Here is a 15,821-nt window from a genome sequence, read left to right as displayed (position 1 = left end):
CGTCACGCGGGAACGGGGGCCGGGACAGTCTCGTCGGCGACGGGCTGTTCCGCCTCCATCGCCGCCAGCATCGCCGATCCGCCAAGCTCGGCGTTGTCGGCGCCGTGGCGCATGAAGGCGAACAGTTCGCGGCCCGTGCCCCAGCTCGGCAGCGGCGGCGGTGTCGGCTCGCGCTGGTCGAGGTCGACGCCGACCACTTCGATACGGCCGTCGTGTGCGGACAGGCGAACGATATCGCCATCCCGAACCCGGGCGAGCGGTCCGCCGACCAGCGCTTCGGGGCAGCAATGGATCGCCGCTGGCACCTTGCCGCTGGCGCCCGACATCCGGCCGTCGGTGACCAGCGCCACCTTGAAGCCCTTGTCCTGGAGCACGCCAAGCGGCGGCGTCAGCTTGTGAAGCTCCGGCATGCCGTTGGCGCGCGGTCCCTGGAAACGGACGACGACGATGACGTCGCGGTCGAGTTCGCCGGCCTTGAACGCCAAAAGCACCTGGTCCTGGTCGGAAAAGACCCGGCACGGCGCTTCGATCGTCCAGCGTTCCGGCGCGACCGCGCTGGTCTTGAAGATCGCACGGCCAAGGTTGCCGGTGACGAGCCGCATGCCGCCGTCGGCAAGAAACGGATCGCCGACCGGGCGGAGCATATCCGGGTTGCGGCTTTCGCCGACCGCGTCCCAGACGATGTCGTCACCTTCGAGCCGCGGGTTGGTGGCGAAGTCCTCGAAGTCGTCGGCACCCGCGGCGAGGATGTCGCCATGGAGCAGCCCGGCTTCGAGCAGCGTCCGAGTGGTGAAGGCCATGCCACCGGCGTGGTGGAAGTCGTTCACGTCGCCCGATCCGTTGGGATAGACCCGGGCGATCAGCGGCACCGCCGCCGACAGTGCGTCGAGGTCCTGCCAGTCGATGACGATCCCCGCCGCACGGGCGATCGCCGGGATGTGGATTGCGTGGTTGGTCGACCCGCCGGTCGCCAGCAGGCCGACGGCCGCGTTCACGATGGCACGTTCGTCGACGACCAGTCCCAACGGCCGTTGCTTGGCGGCCGCCAGCGCGGCAACGCGATGGACGGCGGCGCGGGTCAGTGCCTGGCGAAGCGGCGTACCGGGATTGACGAAGGCGCTGCCGGGGATGTGAAGCCCCATCAGTTCCATCATCATCTGGTTGCTGTTGGCGGTGCCGTAGAAGGTGCAGGTGCCCGCGCCATGGTAGGACGCGGCTTCCGCGGCAAGCAGCTCGTCCTTGCCGACCTTGCCTTCCGCGTAGAGCTGGCGGACGCGCTGCTTCTCCTTGTTGGCGAGGCCCGACGGCATCGGGCCGGCGGGCACCAGCAGCGCCGGCAGGTGGCCGAAGCGCAGCGCGCCGATCAGCAGGCCGGGCACGATCTTGTCGCAAATGCCCAGCATCGCGACGCCTTCGAACATGCCATGGCTCAGCGCGACCGCGGTCGACAATGCGATGACGTCGCGGCTCTGCAGCGACAGCTCCATGCCCGTCTGGCCCTGTGTCACGCCGTCACACATCGCCGGCGTGCCGCCCGCGACCTGCGCCGTCGCGCCGACCTCACGGGCGAAGATCTTCATCTGCTCCGGGTAGCGCCCATAGGGCTGGTGCGCCGACAGCATGTCGTTGAACGCGGTGACGATGCCGATGTTCGGCCCGCGCATGGTGCGGATCGCGGCCTTGTCCTCACCCGCCGCGGCGAAGCCGTGGGCGAAGTTGCCGCACGACAGGCGCGGGCGGTCGATGCCGCGTTCCGCTTCGGCCTCGATCAGGTCGAGATAGTGGCGGCGCCGGACCTTCGACCGTTCGACGATGCGGTCGGTGACCGCGGCGATGCGGGGGTCGAGCGCGGCCATCACGGCGCCCAGTGGATGTCGATCGGTTGCTCGGCCTCGGCGAGCACTCGCCCGATCGGGAGCTTGGAGGAATGTCCGTCCTCGATCGCCTGTTCCAGCAGGTCGCGCTTCTCCTGACCGGTGATCGCGATCAGCAGGGTGCGCGCCGACAGGATCGCGGACCGGGTCAGCGTCACCCGGCCGACCGGCGCCTCGGGCGGCAGCGGGTCGGGCGTGACGCCGACCATCCGGCGCGCCTTGGGCGCATTGAGCGCGTCCTCCAGGTCGGCGCCGGGGAAGATCGAGGCGGTATGCCCGTCCGTGCCCATGCCGAGCAGGACGACGTCGGGCGGCCACGGCAGGTCCTGCAACCGCGCGTCGGCGCTGTTCCCGGCCAACTTCACATCGGCGATGTCGCCGGTCACCGGGATGACCCGCGCGCCCACCGGAAGGAAGGTCTTGGCCAGCGCGCGGACGTTGCTGAGTTCATTGTCCATCGGCACCAGCCGCTCGTCGCCGGGAATGATCGTCACCCGCTTCCACGGCAGTTCGGCTTTCGCCAGCCGCTGGTAGATCGGCACCGGTGTCTTGCCCCCGGGCAGCGCGAGCAGGGCATTGCCCCGCGCCTCGATCGCGCTTTCGACGATGAAGCCGATGTCGCCGGCGACAGCGTCCGCCATCTCGTCGACCGAGTCATAATCCCAGAATTCGGCCTCAATCATTCCACTGCCTTCCATCGCGTTCGATCAGCGACTGCGCCGCCCTCGGTCCCCAACTGCCCGCCTTATATTCCTGCGGCGCGGCCCTTGCCGCGGCCAACGAGGCGCGGACGCCATCGATCCACTGCCACTGCGCCTCCACCTCGTCGCGGCGAACGAACAAGGTCTGCTGTCCTTCGATCAGGTCGAGCAGAAGCCGTTCGTAGGCGATGCGGCGGCGATGATCAGCGAACGCGTTGGCGAGGCTGAGGTCCAGCGGCACCTCGCGCAGGCGGATACCATCGCGGTCGAGGCCGGGCCTCTTGGCCATCAGCTCCAGCCGGATGTTTTCGCGCGGCTGGATCTCGATCACCAGCCGGTTGGGTACCGATCTCGCGCCACCGGCGGCGAAGATCGAGTGCGGAACGCATTTGAACTGGATAACGATCTCGGTCTTGCGCTCCGGCAGGCGCTTGCCGGTGCGAAGATAGAACGGCACGCCGGCCCAGCGCCAGTTCTCGACCCGGACTTCCAGCGCGACGAACGTCTCGGTCGTCGAATCCTTGCCCAGTTCGTCGAGGTAGGATGGTGTCGCCTTCCCGTCCTCCGTGCCCGCGCCATACTGGCCGAGCGCAATGTCATGATCGACCTCGTCCGGGCGGATCGGACGAAGCGACCTCAGCACCTTGACCTTCTCGTCGCGGACGGAGTTGGCGTCGAATTCGGTCGGGGGCTCCATCGCCACCAGCGCGAGCAGCTGAAGCATATGGTTCTGGACCATGTCGCGAAGCGCGCCGGCACCGTCGTAATAGCCGGTGCGGCCTTCAAGCCCCACCGTTTCCGACACGCTGATCTGCACATGGTCGATGTGGCCCGCGTTCCAGATCGGCTCGAAGATCGAATTGGCGAAGCGCAGCGCCAGCAGGTTCTGGACGGTTTCCTTGCCGAGGTAATGGTCGATGCGGAAAATGCGGTCTTCCGGGAAGGCGGCGCCGACCGCGTCGTTGATCTCCCGGCTGGACGCGAGGTCGAAGCCAAGCGGCTTTTCCAGGGCCATCCGCACCTGCTCGCCGGTCAGGCCGACCGATTCCAGTCCCGCGATGGTAGGCTCGAACAGCGACGGTGCGGTCGACAGGAAGATCGCCAGGGACTGATCGGGCCGGATATGTTCCTGCAGCCGCGCAAAGCTGGAGATGTCGGTGGCGTCGAGGCCGACATAGACCAGCCGCGTGGCGAACTCGGCCGCCTTGCCGGCGTCGAAGAAGTCGGCCGGAACATGTTCTTCCAGCGCCTCGATCGCGCTTGCGCGGAACTCGTCGTCAGTGAGCTGGCTGCGCGCCGTGGCGACGATCTTGAGGCCTTCCGGCAGCAGTTCGTCGACGTGGAGGCCGTAGAGCGAAGGCAGCAGCATCCGGTGCGACAGGTCGCCGGTCGCGCCGAACAGCAGCAGGGTTGAAGCTTTGGTGAGGGTCATCGCGGGCCTTCCTAGCGCCACCGGACCGCGGATGCGATAACCGGCGGCGGAAAAAGCGTCATGAAGTCGTATTCGCCAACCGTGCCAGCGCGTCGGCGTGGCTCGGGAAGTTACTGGCGCACCCGGCGACGAAGCGGTCTACCTCCGCCATGTCGACCGGGTCGACGGGCGGCCGAACCAGCTTGGCGGGATCGGGGAAGTTGCCATAGCCGGCCAGCAGGCAGTGCCAGCTGAACGGCGTGTAGACCCGGTCGATGCCCTGCCGCTCGACCTCCTCTGCCAGGTCGCCGCCGGTGAACCAGCTGGTGAAGATTGATTTGAGGCTATCCGACAGATGGTCGTGGCCGGTCGCGGCACGCCAATAGTCGCTGTCGGACCGCCGGGCGGCGCGATAGTGGCAGACGAGGTAATCGCGGATGCCCTCGATCCGCGCAGCGATGTCGGCGTTGAAACCGGCGATCGATTCCGGTGTCACGCCGTCACGCTGGAGCGTGCCGATGAACCCTTCGACGGTGGCCAGCACGACGTGGAGTGCGGTCGCCTCCAGCGGTTCGACGAAACCCTGGGCCAGGCCGATCGCCAGGCAGTTACCCGACCAGCAGTTCTCGATCCGGCCGACGCGCATCTTGAGGTGCCGCGCCTCGACCTCGTCGCCGACTCCGGTGTGGGCGCGGAGCTCGCGCTCGGCGGCCTCCGCATCGATGAAGCGCGACGAATAGACATAGCCGTTGCCGCTGCGGTTGGTCAGCGGGATGTGCCACGCCCATCCTGCGCTCAGCGCGGTCGCACGGGTCGCCACCTCGGGCCGGCGGCGGGGACGGGTGTCGGCAGCACCACCGCGCTGTCGTTGAACAGGTTGTCGGCGAAGGAGAGGTAGCGTTCCCGAAGCGCGCCTTCGATGATCGTGGCCCGAAACCCGCTGGCGTCGACGAACAGGTCCGCCTCGAGCCGGCGTCCGTCACTGGTCACCAGCGCGTCGACCAGTCCGCCGGCATCGACATCGACGGAAGCCACGGTGGCCTCGACCCGCTCGACACCGAGCTTCGCCGCAATCTCTCGCAGATGGGCGCCGACCAGATAGGCATCAAAGTGGTAGCCGTAGCTGACGAAGAAGGGAAAGTTGGGCGGCGTCAGCGGCGCCTTGCGCTCGCGGGCGAGAGCGGTCGGGACGAAATAGCGGTCGGGATGGGCGTCAACGTCCAGTCCGCCCCGGCGCGCCTGCGTCTGCCGGAAGAACTTGCCCGCGGTGAAACGGTCCAGGTCGGTCTGGAAGGGGTGGAAGTAGCGTTCATATCCCGGCGCATCCGACCAGCCGACGAACTCGATGCCCGTCTTGTAGGTGGCGTTGCAGCGCGGCATCCACTCGGACTCGGCAATGCCGAGCGTGTCGAAGAAGAATTTGAGCTGCGGGGTCGATCCTTCCCCGACGCCGATGATCCCGATCTCCGCGCTCTCAACCAGCGTGACGGAAACGCCGCGCGGGCCCCAGTGCTGCTGGAACCGGCACGCCGCCATCCATCCGGCCGTACCGCCTCCGAGGATCAGGATCCGTCGCGGCAGCGGGCCGGTGTCGGTCGCCTCCGCCACTATTTCCGGCGGGCCGGCGACAGCTTCAGCGCGAAGCCCCCGCCCGGCGCCGCGCGCAGGGTCAGCGTGTCGGCCGCGGTCACGGTGCGGGTTTCCTTGACCATGTCGTGGCCCTTGGCGCCGAAGCTGGCGGTCGGTCCGTCACGCCAGATTTCCGCGGTGAAGCGCTGACCTTTCGGCAGGAAGGCAAGCGGGACGGCAAGGTCGCGCGCATTCTCGTCGGTGACGCCGCCGACCCACCAGTCGCGGGTTCCCTTGGCCAGGCGCGCAACGACGACGCTGTCGCCCACGGCGCCGCCAAGGACGCGCGTGTCGTCCCAATCCACCGGTACCCGGCGAATGAAGTCCAGCGCGACCGGCTCCTTCTCGTAGTTTTCCGGAAGGTCGGCCGCCATCTGCACCGGGGAATAGATGACGAGGTAGAGCGCCAGTTGCTTGGCCAGCGTCGACAGGATGTCGGTGTCGCCGCGGCCCTTCAGGCTGACCACGCCAGGGGTGAAATCGAACGGCCCGCCGAGCATCCGGCCGAAGAAGATCTCGCTTTCCCACTTCGGCGGGTTCTTGGGCACGCCCCAGGCGTTGTATTCCATCCCGCGCTGGCCTTCGCGGGAAATCCAGTTCGGGTAGGTGCGGCGAAGGCCGGTATCCTTGATCGGTTCGTGCGCATTGATCGCGACCTGCCGCTTGGCCGCTTCGGTCACGACCTTGAGGTGGTGGCGCGACATGACCTGGCCCTCGTGCCATTCGAAGCGGATCTTGCCGTCGGGGCCGCGCGCCTGCACGCCACCCGCGTCCGAGACATAGCCGGTTTTTACCGCATGGATGCCGAGCGACTTGTCGAGGTCGAAGGCCGCGCCCATCTGCGCTTCGTAATTGGCGATGTTCGCTGACGTTTCATGATGCCCGATCAGCATCACGCCCTTCGACTTGCCGTAGGCCGCGACCTCGCGGATGTCGAAGTCCGGATAGGGCTTGGTGAAGCTGAAGTCCCATCCGGTCGCGAACCAGTCGCCGTCCCAGCCGACATTCCAGCCCTCGACCAGCAGTCCGCTCATGTTGTTGGCGGCGGCGAAGTCGATCATCTTCTTGGCATAGGCGGTGGTCGCGCCGTGCTTCGGCCCGCTGTTCCAGCTCTGCGTGTCGAGATGCATCCCCCACCAGATGCCGGCATATTTCATTGGCTTGAACCAGCTGACGTCGCCCAATTTGTTGGGCTCGTTGAGGTTCAGGATGATCTTCGACGCATGATAAAGCGACGGCGCGTCACCGGTGATGAGCAGGGTCCGCCAGGGCGTCGAGAACGGCGCGAGGCGGCTGACCTTCGCCCCGGTCGACGACGGCGTGAGCACCGCCTTCAACTGCGTGCCCGTCGAACGCGCGACGTTCATCCCCGAATAGTCGACCAGCGCCGCTTCGTGAATCGACAGGTGCGTGCCGTCTGCCAGTACCATCGTCAGCGGGGTCTGGCCGGTGCCGATGCCGCTGATCGCGGTATTCTCGTTGAGATATTCTTCGCGGTTGCTTTCGAACGCGGGCGCCCACCACGCCTTGCCGTCCTGCGCGACCGCGAACTGGGTGAGTTCCTCGGCGATGTTGACGGTCTTGAGGTTGGGCTGGTCCGGGAACAGGTAGCGGAAGCCGACACCGTCGTTGAAGATCCGGAATTCCACCGTGATCCGTCGTTTCAGCGAGGTCTTCTCCTCGAACGTCGCGGTCAGCTGGCGATAGTGGTTGCGGATGGATTTCCACTCGCCCCAGGGCTGCTGCCACGTGTCGTCATGGTCGCTGGTCGACGAGGAAACGAGCCGGAAGTTGCGGAGCAACTGCGGGGCATCGGTCAACAGGAAGCCCATGTGACTTTCGGTGATGACCGGCCGGCCGGCCCGGGTGACGGCATAGCCCGCCCGCCCTTCGCCGTTGAGCGACAACTCGACCTTGATCTGACCGTCCGGGCTGGTCGCGGAAGCGATTGCGCCGCTTTGGGTCGCCTGCGCCACGTCGGTCTGCGGCTGCGGGGCGACATCGCTCTGTTGCGCGAAGGCCAGCGAGGGCGTCGACGCCAACGCCATCAACATGATCAATCGCCGCATGCTTATCCCTTTCGAATGATAGCCGCCGAATGGGGCGGCAAGACCCCGTCGACGATAGGCTCGCCCGCCGTCACCAGCGCCTGGCCCGACGCTGATGGCACGGGCACCGCCTCGTCGCCAAGGTTGAACAGGCACAGCACGACTTGGCCATCGGCCGCGCGTTCGAACGCCAACAGGCGCGGATCGCAATCGACCAGCCGGATCGTCCCGCACCGCAATGCAGGCTCCGCGTGCCGAAGCGCGATCATCCTTCGCGTCCAGTGGAGAATCGATGACGGATCGTCCTCCTGGCTTTCGACACTCAGCGCCAGGTGCGCGGGGTCGACCGGCAGCCATGGGTCGGCACTTCCGAAGCCGCCGTCGGGAGCCTCGGTCCATGGCAAGGGCGAGCGCGCCCCGTCGCGGCCCAGCGTCTGCGGCCAGTTGGCGATCGCTTCCGGATCGCGCAGCTTTTCGAACGGAATATTGGCCTGCGGCAGGCCCAGTTCCTCGCCCTGGTAGAGGATTGCGTTGCCCCGCAGGCACATCAGCAGAAGCATTGCGACCCGGACCATTTGCGGACGGGTATCGGCCTCCCACCAGCGCGAGGCGAAGCGCGGCGCGTCATGGTTGGAAAAGGCCCAGCTTGGCCACCCCTCGCCCGCGCCGCCAGGCCAGTTGCGGATCGTGTCGCGAACCACGTCGGGGGTCAGCCGGTCGGCGTAGAGATAGTCGAAGCCGTACGCGCTGTTCAGCCGCCCCTCTCCAGCGGTGTAGGTCTTCATCTCGCTCGACGCCTGCTCGCCGCCGACTTCGGCCAGGCTGAAGCGGCCGGGATAGCTGTCGAGCAGCGCCTGGATCCGCTCGATGAACTTCACCACGTCCGAATGGCTCTGGTTGTGGATGTGATGCTGGAAATCGAACGGGCGCGTGCGCTTTTCCGGGTTCGCGACCGGCGGATTATCGGTCAGCGCCGGATCGTGCATCGTGAAATTGAGCGCGTCGAGCCGGAACCCGTCGACGCCGCGGTCGAGCCAGAAGCGCGCGGCATCGAGCAGCGCCTTCTGCACCGCGGGATGATGGCCGTTGAGCTGCGGCTGATCCTTCAGGAAATTGTGGTGGTAGTATTGCTCGCGGCGGGCATCCCACGTCCATGACGGCCCGCCGAACACCGACTGCCAGTTGTTGGGCGGTGAACCATCGGCCTTGGGATCGGCCCACACGTACCAGTCCGCCTTTGAATTGTGGCGGCTCGACCGGCTTTCGCGAAACCAAGGGTGCTGGTCGCTGGAATGGCTGAACACCAAGTCGATCAGCACCTTCAATCCCAGCGCATGGGCGCGGGTGACGAAGGCGTCGAAATCGTCGATCGTGCCGAAGATCGGATCGACACCCTGATAGTCGGCAACGTCGTAACCGAAGTCTTTCATCGGCGAGGTATAGAATGGCGTCACCCACACCCCGTCGCACCCCAGCCTGGCGATATGATCGAGCCGGGCGGTCGCGCCGGCCAGGTCGCCGATGCCGTCGCCGTTCGAATCCGCGAAGCTGCGGATATAAAGTTGGTAGATGACCGCGCCCTTCCACCACGGCTCCGCGGTCGAGGCCGGGCTGTCCGGGCGAAGGGTTGTCTGCGTGCTCATCGAGCGGCGCACACCGCGAAGCCGAACGGCGGGAGGGAGACGGACACGCTGCCCGGCGCGATCGCCTTGGGCGAACATTGGCCGGCCAGCGCCGAGAAGGCGGACGAGCGGATTTCGACGGCGACGTTGCGGCTGACCGGCTTGTCCGAGGTGTTGAACGCCAGCAGCACTTCCCTTCCCGTCGCCGGGTCGAAGCGCGATGCCGCGAACAGCCCCGGCGAGTCCAACTCGGCATAGCGCGAGACCTGGGTGCCGCGGCGAAGCGCCGGAGTCGCTGCGCGGACCCGGGCCAGTTCGGCGATCAGGCGATAGGTCGGATGGGCCACGTCAAAACGCGGCGTTGCCGTCGTCGCGCTGGTGCCGAGCAGGACATTGTCGTTGTAGATCGCGGTCTTCGAACCGAACATGTCCTCGCGCGCTTCCTGGTCGCCGCCGTCGGAAATGAAGCCCTGCTCGTCGCCGTAATAGATGGTCGGCACGCCGCGCAGTGTCAGCAGCATCGCGTGGCCAAGCTCGACCCGCGCCTGCAGTTCCGCCGCGCTGGCACCCGGATTATTGCGCCGGACGAACTGGGCGAAGCGGCCCATGTCGTGGTTGCCGAGGAAGGTCGGGTTCGACCGCGCCGTGCGCTCTCCGCCTTCGTACAGCGGGTCTTTGCCGAATAGGTCGAGCAGTTCGTCCAGCTTGTTCTTGCCGCCCGCCGTGTCCTGCATGGCCCGCGCGAACGGGAAGTCGAGGACGTTCGGCATTTTGTCGTCACGGGTGCGAACGGCGGTGAAGCCCGGGTCCATCTTGTCGGTGAAATTCTCCCCGAAGATGGTGAAGTTGGGGATGCCGCGCTTCTTGGCGTGAGCGATGATCGCCGGCGCGAACACGGCCCAGAATTCCGGATTGACGTGGCGCTGCGTATCGACGCGGAAGCCGTCGATGCCGAAGCGGTCGATCCAGCCCGCGTAGATGTCGATCATGCCCTGCACGACGCGCGGATGCTCCGTCGCCAGATCGTCGAGGCCGGAGAAGTCGCCGTAAGTCGAGTCCTCGGCACGAAAATCGCTGTTGCCGCGGTTGTGGTAGTAGATCGGATCGTTGAGCCAGGCCGGGACCTTGATCGATTTCTCGGCCGCCGGGATTTCGACCTCATAGGCGAAATTCGGGTTGGTTAGCCGTGCGAAATTGGCCGCCGACTTGTCGGCATCGCCGAGGAAACCCGGGTTGATCGGCTTGCCCTTGACGCCGCCCCGCCGCTGGTAGGGATAGTCGGCCAGGCTGCGATATTTGCACGCCTGGATCGGGCAGCCCTTGAACTGGATGACGTCCGCCGTGTGGTTGGCGATGATGTCCATGTAGACCTTCATCCCACGCGCGTGGGCGGCATCGACCAGCGCCTTGAAGTCAGCGTCGGTGCCAAGGTGCGGATCGACCGTCGTGAAATCGGTGATCCAGTAACCGTGATAACCCGCGCTTTCCTGTCCCTTGGGACCCTGGATCGCCTTGTTCTTGAAGATCGGGGTCAGCCAGACCGCGGTGATCCCCATTCCCTGCAGATAGCCGAGCCGCTTGGTCAGCCCCTTGAGGTCGCCGCCGTGGAAATAGCCCTTCGCGGCCGGGTCATATCCATGCAGCAGCCGGTCGCCGCCAAGCCCGCCGCGGTCGTTCGACGCGTCGCCATTCTCGAACCGGTCAGGCAGCACGAAGTAGATCACTTCGTCTTCCGGCAAGCGGTTACGGACGTCGCCAAGCGCCGGCCCCTGGGCACGCGCGCCGTTGACGAGGAACCCGGCAACGGCGGCGCCAAGGGCAAGGCCCGCGATGATGCGCTTCGTGCTTGATCCCATCATGCGGCTTTCCCCTTCATTACATGGTCGATCCATTGCGCATGGGTCGGAAGTGCTTGCGCGCGCTGGCGATAGGCTTCGGCCAGACTCGACAGGAACTGGCGAAGCTCGCCCTCGTCGATGCCTCGCGCCAGCGCGGAGTAGGATTGCGGCTCGATGCCCTGGCCGACCATCACCTGGGTCCAGCCTTCTTCGGTGAATAGTTCGCCCTCGTCCTTCAGCACCGCACCCGATTCTTCGAACATGCCGATTTTGGCGGCGAGCGTGTCCGGCAACTCCATGTTCCGGCAATAATCCCAGAACGGCTCGCCGGTGCGCTGGTTGACGGTATAGTGCAGCACCAGGAAGTCGCGGATCTGCTCCCATTCTGTCGCCACCTGGCGATTGAACGTGTCGCGCACGCGATGCTCGCGGTTGGACGAGGGGATCAGTTTCAGGAAGCGCGACACTGCGGTCTGGATCAGGTGGAGGCTGGTCGATTCCAGCGGTTCCATGAATCCCGCCGCCAGGCCCAACGCCAGGCAATTGTGCGACCAGGCCTGCGCGCGCCGGCCGGTCGTGAAGCGGATCGGGCGGGGATCGGCCTGCGCCTTGCCGTCGAGGTTGGCGAGCAATGTCGCGGCCGCCTCGTCGTCCGAAATGAAGTCGGCGCAATAGACATGGCCATTGCCGGTCCGATGCTGCAGCGGGATTCGCCATTGCCAGCCGGCGGAGCGCGCCGTCGAGCGGGTGTACGGATGCAGCGGATCGACCCGCTCGCACGGCACGGCCAGCGCGCGATTGCATGGCAGCCACCGGGACCAGTCCTCGAACGGCACGCCCAGCGCACCGCCCAGAAGCAGCGAGCGGAAGCCGGTGCAATCGATGAAGAAGTCGCCTTCGACGCGGCGGTCGCCGTCGAGGCGCAGCGCGGTGATGTCGCCACTCTCCTCGTCGCGTTCGACCGCCTCGATCATCGCGTCCATCCGCACGACCCCGCGACCCTCGGCCATGCGGCGGAGGAAGGCGGCATAAAGCGTCGCGTCGAAATGATAGGCGTAGACGAGGTCGCGGACGGAGCTTGGGGAATGGCCAAGGCCGATCATCCGGCCGGCGCGCGCGGCAACGTCGTTGAAGTTGTAGATGCCGAGCTCCTCGGCGCTGCCGTCGAACCTGCCCTTCAACCACAGGTCGCGGAACGGCAGGATCCCGACCGCCCGGCCGAGCAGGCCGAAGCCGTGGAAATAGGAATGGCCCGCATCGCGCCAGCCAACGAACTCGATGCCCAACTTGAAGGTAGCGTTGGTCTGTTCGAGGAACTCGGCCTCAGGAATGCCGAGGGCGTTATTGAAATGATGGATTTGCGGGATGGTCGCTTCGCCGACGCCGACCGTTCCGATCGCTTCGGATTCGATGAGCGTGATCTTGCCCGCGTTTCCCAGGAAACGTGACAGGGCGGCGGCGGCCATCCAACCGGCGGATCCGCCGCCGGCGATGACGATGGAGGGCGTCTTGGTCACACTCATCCCGTACTGATAACCGGGGCCCGGGCAATATTGCGCCGGATTTCGAAGAAGGGCCGGCGCAACCGGCGCCGGCCCTCCCCGTCAATTACAGTCCGCGTTCGCCCGACGGAGCCGGTGCCGGCGGCGGGACGACCGGGCACACGCCGGATGCCTCGATCACCGTCCCGTCGGCGCAGGTCTGCGTCTGCACCGGTTGCGGCAACGGCGGGGAGGCGCCACCACGGCCGTTACCGGTTCCGCACGGTCGCGCATGCCGAACTTGTAGGTGAAGCCGGCCACGAAGCGCCGCCCGAACGTCTGGTACCGCAGGAACGCCGTGTCGTTGGTCGATCCGTTCTGGTCGACCGTCGCAAGCCGTTCGTTGGTCAGGTTCTGGCCCTGGAGATAGACCGACAGTCCGCCGAGCGTCGACGACGACGGGAAGTCGTAGCCAACCTGCGCGTCGAAGATCATCTCGTCGAGCACGTATTGCGGCGAATCGTCGCCCTTGTAGTCGCGGAACTCGCCCCGGAAGCCATCGCGGTAGCGCATGCTGGCGCGGGCATTGAAGCCGTACTTTTCGTAGAAGGCCGTCACGTTCCCGACCCACTTCGAATAACCCGGGATGGGCGTGAAGTTGCCGTCGAAGTCACGAACCTTGGTCTTCGAATAGCTGAGGCCACCGGTCACGCCGAAGCCATCGAGCGCGGGCGTGAACACTTCGAACGGAAGCGTTCCGGCCAGTTCGAAGCCGTACAGCTTGCCGCCCTTGGTGTTGGCGAAGGTCGTCAACCGGCCGATGTTGCTGATGGGCGGGATGCCCGACGGCGGCGGCAGGTCGCTGTAGTCGAATTCGATCGAGCCCTTGGCGATGTAGCGGGTGATCTTCTTGAAGTAGGTCTGCAGCGAGATGTAGCCCTTGCTGCCGAAATACTTCTCGACGTTGAAGTCGATCGCGTTCGCCATGTACGGCTTGATGTACGGGTTGCCGCCGCTGCCCTTGATGATGAAGCCGTCGGTGATGTCGGTTCCATAATCGAGGTTCGACGACATGTCGGGCAGGCGGGCGCGCATCATCTGGCGTGACGCGGCGAGACGGAACACGAGGCCGTCCGGCCGGCGAAGTGCCAGGTTCATGCTGGGCAGGAATTCCCAATACTTCGTGCCGACCTTGGTCTTCGTCTGAACGCCGCTCGGGAAGGCGAAACCTTCCGAGGACTGCGACGTGTGCACCGCCTGGATGCCGATGTTACCGGTGAGGTCGCTGTCGCCGGCATTGCCGTTGAGCGTTGCCATGACATACGGCGTCCAGACCTTTTCGGTCACCTTGTACGGGCGCTTCAGGACGTCGTTCGACAGGTTCGGATCGTAGACCAGCGTGCCGCTGGCAACGAGGTCGCGCGGATCGTAGGCCAGGATCGGTCCGATACCACGCATGAAATCGAACGAACCGACGATCGCGTCCGAAGGAATGGCGATTTCGCACGGCGTGTTGGCGACCGTGCCGCTGCCCGTCAGGCAGGTGCCGGTGCCGCCCGGAACCAGGAAGCCTTCGGCGACCTTCAGTTCCTTCGAACGATTGGCGAAGCTGACGCCGGCCTTGACCGAGTTCAGGAAGCCCGCGTCGAGTTCGCGCTCGAGTTCAGCACGAGCCTGCTTGATGTCGTCCTGGGTCTCGCGAACCGCATCATAGCCGGCCTGCACGCGGGTCCAGCCCCAGCCTTGCGTGTCGGTCAGGACCAACTGCGACGGATCGCCGAAGTCGACCGGACCGTCCAGGTTGAACACCGGACCCTCGTCGCCCCAAACGTAGCTGATGTCCGTGCTCGGACCTGCGCCGGCGTAACCGGTGCCGATCGTCGATTCCAGGCGGTGATCCGTGCGGTCGGTGCGCGACCACGCGACGTCGGCCATGGCCTTCCAGCCGTTGTGACCGTCCCACTTGGTGTTCCAGCCGAGAGAGTAGAGATCGGCGTTGCGGTCGTTGGCATAGCCTTCGATGATCGGGTGGATGTCGTTCCACGTGCCTTCGGTCAGCAGGCCGTTGGCTTCCGCGGTGCCGACCAGATTGTTGCCCGGCCATTCGATGCCGCGCTGGTTCACATAGTCCTTGAAGTTCGAATAGAAGGCGTCCCACGTCATCATGACGTTGTCGGACACCTTGGCCTGGACCGTGCCCGAGAGGCCGAGCCGCTTCAGCGAGCTGGCTTCGAACCACTGCTTGATGCCGTCCGGCTTCTTGGTGTCGGCGTCATAGCCACCGAAACCCCAGGCCTGGAAATCCTTGGTCTGGTATGGCTCGTCCGTGTAGCTCGCCGACAGGGCGATGCCGACCGTGTCGTCAGCAAACTGGTCGATGTAGGTCGCGAACGCGCGCCAGCCCTTGTTCTTCGCATCGGGCATCAGCTTGTCGCCGACATAGGTGGCGCGGCCGCCGACGGCGAGCACGCTCTTGCGCTGGTCGAGCGGGCGAACGGTGCGAAGGTCGATCGTCCCGACCATGCCCTGCGGGACGAGATCGGCCGCCGGCTCTTGTAGATGAGCACCTGGCTCATGACTTCCGACGGGAACTGGTCGAACTCGACCGAGCGGCTGTCGTTGGTCGTCGTCTGTTCGCGGCCATTTAGCGTCGTCACCGAGAAGTCCGGACCGAAGCCGCGGATCGAGATGATGCTGGCGCGGCCTTGCGTACGCTGGGCGGCGAGGCCCGGCAGGCGGGCAATCGATTCCGCGATCGAGTTGTCCGGCAGCTTGCCGATGTCTTCGGCACTAACCGATTCGACGATCTGGTCTTCCCGCTTCTTCGCGTTCACCGCGTTCTGCAGCGAAGCGCGGAAGCCCTGAACGATAACTTCCTGGCCTTCGCTCGCGTCCTGCGCTGCGGCGCTGGCGGCCTGCGCCTCGGCCGAGGCGGCCTGCGCTTCGGCGGACGCTTCCGCGGCGGCAGCGGCGGCGGCCTGTTCGTCGGCGGTCTGCGTGTCCTGCGCGTAGGCGGGCGTCGCCATGGCGAGCGCGAGGCCGAGGACCACCGGGCTGGCCGTGGTGGTGAAGAGCGAGCGCTCAAACAGCTTGGTCATTATGATGTTTCCCCTCCGTGAGGCGCGTTTCCCGTGCGCCGTCAGCCGTTATTACGGTCTTGTGTCACCATGCTGGGATTGTCGGCTTCTGTCAGCCAGCCGACGCCGCTATACATACG

The 15,821-nt window shown here is 65.9% G+C and carries 11 protein-coding genes; all 11 read right to left on the bottom strand.

Annotated features, from left to right (window positions below; translation table 11 throughout):
• Positions 1-2 precede the first annotated feature (2 nt).
• Positions 3-1,856 carry a phosphogluconate dehydratase gene (gene edd / locus H9L12_RS01610; RefSeq protein WP_187542350.1) on the bottom strand — a complete coding sequence of 618 codons (1,854 nt, stop codon included), beginning with the start codon at positions 1,854-1,856 and terminating at the stop codon, positions 3-5.
• Positions 1,856-2,557: a 6-phosphogluconolactonase gene (gene pgl / locus H9L12_RS01605; protein ID WP_187542349.1), complete on the bottom strand. Its 702-nt coding sequence runs from the start codon at positions 2,555-2,557 to the stop codon at positions 1,856-1,858. The genes edd and pgl overlap by 1 nt, the downstream gene beginning before the upstream one ends.
• Positions 2,550-4,007 (bottom strand): glucose-6-phosphate dehydrogenase, encoded by a 1,458-nt coding sequence (zwf, locus tag H9L12_RS01600; protein WP_187542348.1) that lies wholly within the window; start codon positions 4,005-4,007, stop codon positions 2,550-2,552. Before zwf ends, pgl begins: the two co-directional genes overlap by 8 nt.
• A gap of 58 nt (positions 4,008-4,065) precedes the next feature.
• Positions 4,066-4,806: a tryptophan 7-halogenase gene (locus tag H9L12_RS13850; protein WP_281399791.1), complete on the bottom strand. Its 741-nt coding sequence runs from the start codon at positions 4,804-4,806 to the stop codon at positions 4,066-4,068.
• Complete coding sequence (locus tag H9L12_RS13845; protein ID WP_281399790.1) at positions 4,782-5,594, bottom strand: FAD-dependent oxidoreductase; 813 nt, start codon at positions 5,592-5,594, stop codon at positions 4,782-4,784. Before H9L12_RS13845 ends, H9L12_RS13850 begins: the two co-directional genes overlap by 25 nt.
• Positions 5,594-7,684: a glycoside hydrolase family 97 protein gene (locus H9L12_RS01590; protein WP_187542347.1), complete on the bottom strand. Its 2,091-nt coding sequence runs from the start codon at positions 7,682-7,684 to the stop codon at positions 5,594-5,596. The genes H9L12_RS13845 and H9L12_RS01590 overlap by 1 nt, the downstream gene beginning before the upstream one ends.
• Before the next feature lie 2 nt (positions 7,685-7,686).
• Positions 7,687-9,306 carry an alpha-amylase family glycosyl hydrolase gene (locus tag H9L12_RS01585; RefSeq protein ID WP_187542346.1) on the bottom strand — a complete coding sequence of 540 codons (1,620 nt, stop codon included), beginning with the start codon at positions 9,304-9,306 and terminating at the stop codon, positions 7,687-7,689.
• Positions 9,303-11,144: an alpha-amylase family glycosyl hydrolase gene (locus H9L12_RS01580; RefSeq protein WP_246450497.1), complete on the bottom strand. Its 1,842-nt coding sequence runs from the start codon at positions 11,142-11,144 to the stop codon at positions 9,303-9,305. Before H9L12_RS01580 ends, H9L12_RS01585 begins: the two co-directional genes overlap by 4 nt.
• Positions 11,141-12,646 carry a tryptophan halogenase family protein gene (locus H9L12_RS01575; protein ID WP_187542345.1) on the bottom strand — a complete coding sequence of 502 codons (1,506 nt, stop codon included), beginning with the start codon at positions 12,644-12,646 and terminating at the stop codon, positions 11,141-11,143. The genes H9L12_RS01580 and H9L12_RS01575 overlap by 4 nt, the downstream gene beginning before the upstream one ends.
• Before the next feature lie 156 nt (positions 12,647-12,802).
• A complete protein-coding gene (locus H9L12_RS01570; protein WP_187542344.1) occupies positions 12,803-15,127 on the bottom strand; it encodes a TonB-dependent receptor in 2,325 nt (774 codons plus the stop codon).
• Positions 15,028-15,702 (bottom strand): TonB-dependent receptor plug domain-containing protein, encoded by a 675-nt coding sequence (locus tag H9L12_RS01565; protein WP_187542343.1) that lies wholly within the window; start codon positions 15,700-15,702, stop codon positions 15,028-15,030. The genes H9L12_RS01570 and H9L12_RS01565 overlap by 100 nt, the downstream gene beginning before the upstream one ends.
• Between the last annotated feature and the right edge of the window lie 119 nt (positions 15,703-15,821).

It is taken from the genome of Sphingomonas rhizophila, from assembly GCF_014396585.1.
Lineage (GTDB): Bacteria > Pseudomonadota > Alphaproteobacteria > Sphingomonadales > Sphingomonadaceae > Sphingomicrobium > Sphingomicrobium rhizophilum.
Note: the sequence above shows the minus strand (reverse complement) of the source record. Positions and strands in the feature narration are given on the sequence as shown.

Bases quoted from the DNA above. Each gene is read 5' to 3' on its own strand.
- edd (WP_187542350.1), bottom strand. From the start codon at position 1,856: ATGGCCGCGCTCGACCCCCGCATCGCCGCGGTCACCGACCGCATCGTC.
- pgl (WP_187542349.1), bottom strand. From the start codon at position 2,557: ATGATTGAGGCCGAATTCTGGGATTATGACTCGGTCGACGAGATGGCG.
- zwf (WP_187542348.1), bottom strand. From the start codon at position 4,007: ATGACCCTCACCAAAGCTTCAACCCTGCTGCTGTTCGGCGCGACCGGC.
- H9L12_RS01590 (WP_187542347.1), bottom strand. From the start codon at position 7,684: ATGCGGCGATTGATCATGTTGATGGCGTTGGCGTCGACGCCCTCGCTG.
- H9L12_RS01585 (WP_187542346.1), bottom strand. From the start codon at position 9,306: ATGAGCACGCAGACAACCCTTCGCCCGGACAGCCCGGCCTCGACCGCG.
- H9L12_RS01580 (WP_246450497.1), bottom strand. From the start codon at position 11,144: ATGATGGGATCAAGCACGAAGCGCATCATCGCGGGCCTTGCCCTTGGC.
- H9L12_RS01575 (WP_187542345.1), bottom strand. From the start codon at position 12,646: ATGAGTGTGACCAAGACGCCCTCCATCGTCATCGCCGGCGGCGGATCC.
- H9L12_RS01570 (WP_187542344.1), bottom strand. From the start codon at position 15,127: ATGGTCGGGACGATCGACCTTCGCACCGTTCGCCCGCTCGACCAGCGC.
- H9L12_RS01565 (WP_187542343.1), bottom strand. From the start codon at position 15,702: ATGACCAAGCTGTTTGAGCGCTCGCTCTTCACCACCACGGCCAGCCCG.